The sequence below is a fragment of the Micromonospora sp. KC213 genome (assembly GCF_004348325.1).
In the GTDB taxonomy this organism is placed as follows: Bacteria; Actinomycetota; Actinomycetes; order Mycobacteriales; family Micromonosporaceae; genus Micromonospora.
In genome coordinates this window covers 1-7,343 of the sequence record NZ_SMKF01000233.1, presented here as the reverse complement: position 1 = coordinate 7,343, position 7,343 = coordinate 1, and the positions used below count along the sequence as shown (strand labels likewise).

Below are 7,343 nucleotides of genomic sequence, written 5' to 3'. Positions count from 1 at the left end.
CGGGTATGCCGGACTCGTCGGTAGACTTCCTGCACCGCCATCGACCCCGCCGAGGAGCCTCGTGCCGCCCGAGCTCACCGTCGCCGAGCCGCCGATCACCCCGGCGAGCGAGGACGTCCGTCCGCCTGTGCCCACCTCCCGGCGTCGTCGGCGCCGTCCGGTTCCGGTGCTGGCGGCGCTCGTCGCCGCCTGGCTCGTGCCCCTCGCCGTCCACGCCCTGCACCGCGACTGGCTGCTGCCCCCGCTGGTGTTGCTGGCCACCGCCAGCGTGCTGCGCGGCGGGCGTACCCTCCTCGACCGGCTCGTCCTGGCGCTCGCCCTGCTGCTCGGCGCCGCCACCGCCGGCGGACTGCTCTTCGCCGTCTGGCCCTGGGGCATGCGACCGGTGCCGCTGACCGGGACCGCCCTCACCCTGGTCGTTCTCGCCGCCGCCGTGCTGCGCCGCCGGCCCCGACTGCCCCGCCCCGGCTGGGTCGACCTGTTCCCGGTTGCCGCGACCGCCGGGCTGATGATCTACCTCAGCGCACCGTGGCAGCGCGTGCACGACCTCGCCGGCCAGTTGACCATCCTCGGCCGTGGCGAGGACAACTGGCGGCACCTGGCCCTCTTCGACGTCCTCGGCCGTCTCGGGGGGTACGCCTTCGTCGACCCCGCCGCCGCCAGGGACGTGCTGCTGCCCCAGATGCTCTACTACCCGCAGGGCTGGCACCTCGTCGCCGCCCTGCTCGACGGGTTCCTCGTGCCGGCCGGCACCGCCCCCCGCGGCCCGGAGGGTGTCGGGCACTACGCCTTCTGGACCATGGCCGGCTTCGGTCTTCTCGTGCTGACCCTGATCTGGGCCGCCCAGCGCATCTCCGGCCCGATCCACCTGCTGCACCGCTTCGCGCTCACCGTGGTGGTCTGCGCCCTCCTGCTGGGCACTCAGCTGCCGCGGCTGCTGGTGTCCGGCTACCCGACCGAGGTCCTCGGCCTCGCCCTGACGGTGCTCCTCGCCGCCCTCGTCGGCCGCCCCCTGGCCGGCACCCGTGAACAGTTCGTGCTAATGGTCAGTCTGGTGGTGGCCATCGGCTTCACCTACTACCTTTTCCTCCCGCCCGCCGCCGTGCTCGTGCTCTGCTGGCTGCTCGGCCACTGGCGGGAGGCGCTGCGTCGCTGGGGGACCGTCGCGCTGGTCGGTGTCGCGGGCAGCGCCCTGGCGCTGGTCGCCCCGCTGCTCGGCGTGCTGCGGGCCAAGCAGACCGAGGCGCTGGCTGTCGGCGGCGGCATCGAGGCCCGCACCGAGGCATGGCGGGCCCTGATCTGGCTCGGTGGCATCGTGGGCGTGGCCCTGCTGGTCCAGGTCCGCCGCACCGACCCCGCCTGGCGGCGTTGGCTGTTGGTCTGCGCGGTCGGCGTCGCCCTGTCGCTCGGCATCGCGTACTACAACGACACCTCCGGCGTCGAGCCCGGCTACTACTTCATCAAGTCCACCCACCTGGCCACCGCGCTGCTCATCGTCGGCACCGCCGCCGTGGTGCGGCTGCTGCCCGCACCCCGCCGCGGCTGGTCCTGGCCGGCGGTGACCGCGAGCCTCGCCGGCACCCTCGGCGCGGCGGGCGTCGTGGTCGTCGCGGTGCTCCTGTGCGGAGTCGTCGGCGGGCAGCGAAGCATGCTCATCGCCAACGAGCAGACCTGGACCGAACGGTGGGTCCACCAGGAGCTGCACCTGCCGTCCAAAGAGGCTTGGGTCTGCGCCGAGGCGCAGCGACGCTACCCCGAGCAGCCCGGCGTCACCACGCTCGTGCTCGATCGCGGCTCCTACCGCCCGTACCTGGAGACCCTCTGTCTCTCCACCCTGCACGGCACCACCGCCCAGACCGAGCTGGGCGTGTACGGCATGGTCTTCGAGGAGCCGTGGCGCACCCACCAGATGGTCGAGCGGGTCCGGGGGCCGATCCGGTTCATCACCGCCGACCCGAACGCGGGGCGGCGGGTGCACTGGATCCTCGACAAGTACCCGGCGCTGCGGGAGCGGGTCACCTGGGTTCCCCTCACCGTGCCGGAGTGCGACGTGCTTCCCGTCAACCTGCCGACCGACACCGCCGCCGCCGCCACCGAGCCGACACCGGCTGTGCCGGCGTGCCCCTCTGCGCGCTGAGGGCGACTACGCTCGACAGGAACGGGGGACCGGGTTGGGCCGAGCGGAGCAGGTAGGTCGATGAGCGTCAGACGAATCATGGGCACCGAGGTCGAGTACGGCATCTCGGTGCCCGGCCAGGCCGGAGCCAACCCCATGGTGACCTCCTCCCAGGTGGTCAACGCCTACGGGGCGCGTCCGGAACTCAACCGGGGCGGTCGCGCGCGCTGGGACTACGAGGAGGAGTCGCCGCTGCGCGACGCCCGAGGCTTCACCTACTCCGGGGCGGCGTACGACCCGGCCGAGGCGCTCGCCGACGAGGACCTCGGCCTGGCGAACGTGATACTGACCAACGGGGCGCGGCTGTACGTCGACCACGCGCACCCGGAGTACTCCACGCCCGAGGTGACCAACCCGCTGGACCTGGTTCGCTGGGACAAGGCGGGGGAGCGGGTGATGGCCGAGGCGGCCCGCCGTGCCGCCACCATCCCGGGCACCCAGCCGATCCACCTCTACAAGAACAACACCGACAACAAGGGTGCCAGCTACGGTGCCCACGAGAACTACCTCATGCGCCGGCAGACGCCGTTCGCCGACATCGTGGCGTACCTGACGCCGTTCTTCGTCACCCGGCAGATCGTCTGCGGCGCCGGCCGGGTCGGCATCGGCCAGGACGGCGGCCAGAGCGGCTTCCAGATCTCCCAGCGGGCCGACTTCTTCGAGGTGGAGGTGGGGCTGGAGACCACCCTCAAGCGCCCCATCATCAACACCCGGGACGAGCCGCACGCCGACGCCGACAAGTACCGCCGCCTGCACGTGATCATCGGGGACGCCAACCTCTCGGAGATCTCCACCTACCTCAAGGTCGGCACCACCGCGCTGATCCTCACCATGATCGAGGAGAAGGCGCTCGGTGCCGACCTGGGCATCGCCGATCCGGTCAGCGAGCTGCGTGCGGTCAGCCACGACCCGTCGCTGAAGCACCTGATGCGGCTGCGCGACGGCCGTCGGCTGACCGCCCTGGACCTTCAGTGGGCGTACCTGGAACGGGTCCGGTCCTTCGTGGACGACCGGTACGGTGACGACGTCGACGCGCAGACCAGCGATGTGCTCGACCGTTGGGAGAGCGTGCTCGACCGGCTCGGCCGCGATGTCTTCCTCTGTGCCGACGAGCTGGACTGGGTGGCGAAGCTGCGGCTGTTGGAGGGCTACCGGGAGCGGGAGAAGCTGGGATGGGGTTCGCACAAGCTCCAGCTGGTCGACCTGCAATACTCCGACGTCCGCCCGGAGAAGGGCCTCTACCACCGGTTGGTCTCCCGTGGCTCGATGAAGACGCTGCTCGACGAGGAGCAGACCCGCCGCGCGATGGTGGAGCCGCCGGAGGACACCCGGGCCTACTTCCGGGGCCGCTGCCTGGCCCAGTACGCCTCGGAGGTGGTGGCGGCCAGTTGGGACTCCGTCATCTTCGACGTGGGCCGGGAGTCGCTGGTGCGGGTGCCGATGATGGAGCCGGAGCGGGGCACCCGCAAGCACGTCGGCGCTCTCTTCGACCGCTGTGAGAGCGCCAAGGACCTACTGGAGACGCTCACCGGCGGCTGAGCGCCGCCGGACCGGCCCCGCGTCGGGAAGATCGGCGCGGGGCGGGCCGTTCGTCGCCCGCGCGAGGTAAGTTTCTCGCAAGCGATCGTCAAGGAGGCACCGAGATGGCCACTCGTGACAGCGGCGGGCAGTCGCAGACCGGCAAGTCGCGCCAGGGCGAGGAGATCGAGGACGTCACCACCGAGGCGAACCCGGAGGTCGCCGAGCGGCACGCCGAGATCACCGAGGACGTCGACGACCTGCTCGACGAGATCGACTCGGTCCTGGAGGAGAACGCCGAGGAGTTCGTGAGGGGCTATGTCCAGAAAGGCGGCGAATGAGGTATATGTTCGATTTGCCTCAGGCGTCGGACACGTTGTGCCCCCAGTGTCAGCAGCCGCTTCCGGCCACTGCCCGTCACCGTAACCGTCGACGGGCGGACGGGCTCGCCTACTACTGCAAGGCGTCTGCGACCGCCCGTTCCGAGGCGAGTCGGCGTAAGCGTGGCATCGAGCCGCGACGGAAGTCGCCAACGCCGGTCGCCGAAGGTCTCAGGTGAGTTCCAGGAGCTCCTGGCCGAGCAGGGCAGGGTCTGTGCGATCTGCGGCGGCGAAGATCCTCAACATCTGGACCACGATCATCGCACCGGATGGGTGCGCGGGATACTCTGCTTCAACTGCAATGGTGGTCTCGGCCAGTTCCGTGACAGTCCGACGAGGCTGGCCAAGGCGATCACGTACCTGAGAGGAACCACGTGGCAGCGGGTTTTGATCCATCCGGGCGTCTACCAGATGTGTTCACCAACGCGGGGACGTCCTCCTTCACCACGTTCCTGAGCCGGGTGGCCCCCGAGATGCTGCCGGGCCGTCGGCCGCTGCCGCCGGGCATGGCCGCCGACCTGGCGCCGCACGCGACGACCATTGTGGCCATCTCGGCCGCCGGTGGCGTGGTGATGGCCGGCGACCGACGGGCCACCATGGGCAACCTAATCGCCCAGCGGGACATCGAGAAGGTGCACCCGGCCGACGCGTACTCGCTGGTCGGCATCGCGGGCACGGCGGGCATCGGCCTCGAACTGATGCGACTGTTCCAGGTGGAACTGGAGCACTACGAGAAGATCGAGGGCGCGATGCTCTCGCTCGACGGCAAGGCCAACCGGCTCGCCTCGATGATCCGCGGTAACCTCGGCGCGGCCATGCAGGGGCTCGCGGTGGTCCCGCTGTTCGCCGGCTTCGACCTGGCGGCGAAGGACCCGGCCCGGGCAGGACGGATCTTCAGCTTCGACGTCACCGGCGGCCCCTACGAGGAGACCGGCTTCGACGCGATCGGTTCCGGCTCGCTGTTCGCCAAGTCGGCGTTGAAGAAGCGGTTCCGCACCGGACTGTCGATCGACGACGCGGCCCGGCTGGCCGTCGAGGCGCTCTACGACGCCGCCGACGACGACACCGCCACCGGTGGGCCGGACCTGACCCGCCGGATCTACCCGGTGGTGATGACGGCGACCGCCGAGGGCACGCACCGGCTCACCGACGCCGAGACGGCGACGATCGCCGAGGCGGTCGTGGCCGGCCGGATGGAGAACCCGGGCGGCTGACCCCGCTCCCCACCCCACCAGTCAGCAGTCGTCAGCACAGCGCCCGAAGGAGAACCGCCGCCGTGGCCATGCAGTTCTACGCCTCGCCCGAGCAGATCATGCGCGACCGCTCCGAGCTGGCCCGCAAGGGCGTCGCCCGGGGCCGCAGCGCGGTGATCGTCAGCTACTCCGGCGGGGTGCTCTTCGTCGCGGAGAACCTTTCCAGCGCCCTGCACAAGGTCAGCGAGATCTACGACCGGATCGGCTTCGCCGCCGTCGGCCGGTACAACGAGTTCGAGAACCTGCGCCGTGCCGGCGTACGAATGGCCGACCTCAACGGCCTCAGCTACGACCGGCGGGACGTCACCGGTCGGGCGCTGGCCAACGCCTTCGCGCAGACCCTCGGCGCCATCTTCACCGAGCAGTCCAAGCCGTTCGAGGTGGAGATCAGCGTCGCGCAGGTCGGCGCCACCGCCGAGGAGGACGAGCTGTACCGGATCACCTACGACGGCTCGGTGAACGACGAACCGGGCCGGATGGCGATGGGCGGCCAGGCCGAGGCGATCACCAGCGTGCTCAAGTCCGACCACCGGGCGGACATGTCGCTCAGCGAGGCGGTACGGCTGTCCGTGCGGGCGCTGAGCAGCGTCGGCGGCGAGGGCGGGGCCTCGCGTACCATCGCGGCCAACCAGCTGGAGGTGGCGGTCCTGGACCGTGCCCGGGTGGGCCGTACCTTCCGCCGGATCACCGGGGCGGCGCTGACCGCGCTGCTGGAGGGCGACGCGGCGGGCGATGCCGCGCCGACCGGCGGCCGGGCCAAGACGCCCACCGTGCCCACCGAGCAGGCGCACAAGCCGACCACCTCCGCCGGCTCCGCCGACCTGGAGGGCCAGCAGCCGTCGGAGTAGACCAACCGGTCGCGAGGGTTGTGAAGATCCTGGAAGCAGGCGGCTCCTTCCGAGGGCCGTAGGCTTCCAGGATCTCGACGTGCTGCCACGCGAGCGGTGCCGTGGGGCTGGCGGTCAGCGCCGGCGCAGCAGGGGTCGGGCCATGGCCCAGTAGCCGGCGGCGATCGCGTTGAAGATGCCCATGCCGGGTGGCGAGTCGACGTTCGACGGAGCAACCCGGGCGGTCATCAGCTCGGCGATGACGCCGTCGGGGACGCTCCGCTCGGCCTGGAGCTGGCGGCGGCGGGCCCGCAGCCAGGCGCGGTTGCGCCACAGCCAGCCCCAGCCCTGGAACTTCTGCTTCGGCCAGCCGCCGGCGAACGCGGCGGCGAGCATGGCCGCCTCGGTGAGCAGCAGGACGGGCGCGAGCACCACCAGGGTGCGCGTCTCGTACGCGGTGAGCAGCGTGACCAGTCGGTTCCGCTCGACCAGGTAGAGCTTGAGGGCGTTGCGGGAGAACTCGTAGTGGTGCTTCACGACCGCGTCCGGAACGTACTCCAGCCGCAGGCCGCGCTGCCAGAGGCGCAGGCTGAGCTCGGTGTCCTCGTGGTAGGCGAAGTACTCGGCGGCGAAGCCGTCCAGCTCGCGCCAGAGCGCCCGGTTGATGACGAAGCAGCAGCCGCTGAGCGAGGGCACCCTGGTGCGTACGGCGTGGGCGCTGGCCGGCTCCCCGTTGCCGCCGGCCCAGGACAGGCCGGTAAAGTGCAGCGGGTTGCCGGAGGTGTTGATCAGCTCCGGATTGTTGGCGAGGCGGATGGAGGCCATCGCGGCGCCGACGCCGGGCTCGCCGGCCACCGCGACGACCTTGGCCAGGGCGTCGGGGGTGACGATCGCGTCGGAGTTGACGAAGGCGAGCCAGTCGCCGGTCGCCTCGGCGGCACCCACCCGGCAGCCGCCGGAGTAGCCGGTGTTCTCCTCGGGGCGGATCACCCGGACGCCGGCGAAACCCTTGACGATGTCGATGCCGTCGCCGGTGCAACCGTTGTCGACGACGATCAGCTCGATGTCGACGCCGGTGCTGTCCAGCACGGCGCGGGCGGCGTCGACCAGGTACGGTTCGGCGCCGTAGGCCAGCATCACCGCGGACACCTGCGGGCGGGTCATCGAATGCCTCCGGATACTCCAGTCG

Annotated in this window: 7 protein-coding genes; 6 read left to right on the top strand and 1 reads right to left on the bottom strand. The window is 71.0% G+C overall.

Annotation, left to right across the window (positions count from 1 at the left end):
- The first annotated feature begins 61 nt into the window (after nucleotides 1-61).
- From E1166_RS31245 to prcA, 6 genes are all read left to right on the top strand, one after another.
- The gene (locus E1166_RS31245) at nucleotides 62-2,137 is read left to right on the top strand and encodes a hypothetical protein (protein ID WP_165944451.1); all 2,076 of its coding nucleotides are present in this window, start codon (nucleotides 62-64) and stop codon (nucleotides 2,135-2,137) included.
- 60 nt (nucleotides 2,138-2,197) lie between these two features.
- The gene (dop, locus tag E1166_RS28200) at nucleotides 2,198-3,715 is read left to right on the top strand and encodes a depupylase/deamidase Dop (protein WP_132270702.1); all 1,518 of its coding nucleotides are present in this window, start codon (nucleotides 2,198-2,200) and stop codon (nucleotides 3,713-3,715) included.
- A gap of 104 nt (nucleotides 3,716-3,819) precedes the next feature.
- Nucleotides 3,820-4,035, top strand: a complete 216-nt coding sequence (locus E1166_RS28195; RefSeq protein ID WP_111133268.1) for a ubiquitin-like protein Pup — start codon at nucleotides 3,820-3,822, stop codon at nucleotides 4,033-4,035.
- 162 nt (nucleotides 4,036-4,197) lie between these two features.
- The gene (locus E1166_RS28190; protein WP_243710566.1) at nucleotides 4,198-4,530 is read left to right on the top strand and encodes an endonuclease VII domain-containing protein; all 333 of its coding nucleotides are present in this window, start codon (nucleotides 4,198-4,200) and stop codon (nucleotides 4,528-4,530) included.
- Nucleotides 4,449-5,288: a proteasome subunit beta gene (prcB, locus tag E1166_RS28185; RefSeq protein WP_207914596.1), complete on the top strand. Its 840-nt coding sequence runs from the start codon at nucleotides 4,449-4,451 to the stop codon at nucleotides 5,286-5,288. The genes E1166_RS28190 and prcB overlap by 82 nt, the downstream gene beginning before the upstream one ends.
- A gap of 62 nt (nucleotides 5,289-5,350) precedes the next feature.
- Nucleotides 5,351-6,175, top strand: a complete 825-nt coding sequence (gene prcA, locus E1166_RS28180; RefSeq protein WP_132270704.1) for a proteasome subunit alpha — start codon at nucleotides 5,351-5,353, stop codon at nucleotides 6,173-6,175.
- A gap of 114 nt (nucleotides 6,176-6,289) precedes the next feature.
- Here prcA and E1166_RS28175 read toward each other — a convergent pair.
- Nucleotides 6,290-7,343: glycosyltransferase family 2 protein (locus E1166_RS28175; protein ID WP_243710565.1), on the bottom strand; the 1,054-nt coding region annotated here is incomplete at its 5' end.

Bases quoted from the DNA above. Each gene is read 5' to 3' on its own strand.
- dop (WP_132270702.1), top strand. From the start codon at position 2,198: ATGAGCGTCAGACGAATCATGGGCACCGAGGTCGAGTACGGCATCTCG.
- E1166_RS28195 (WP_111133268.1), top strand. From the start codon at position 3,820: ATGGCCACTCGTGACAGCGGCGGGCAGTCGCAGACCGGCAAGTCGCGC.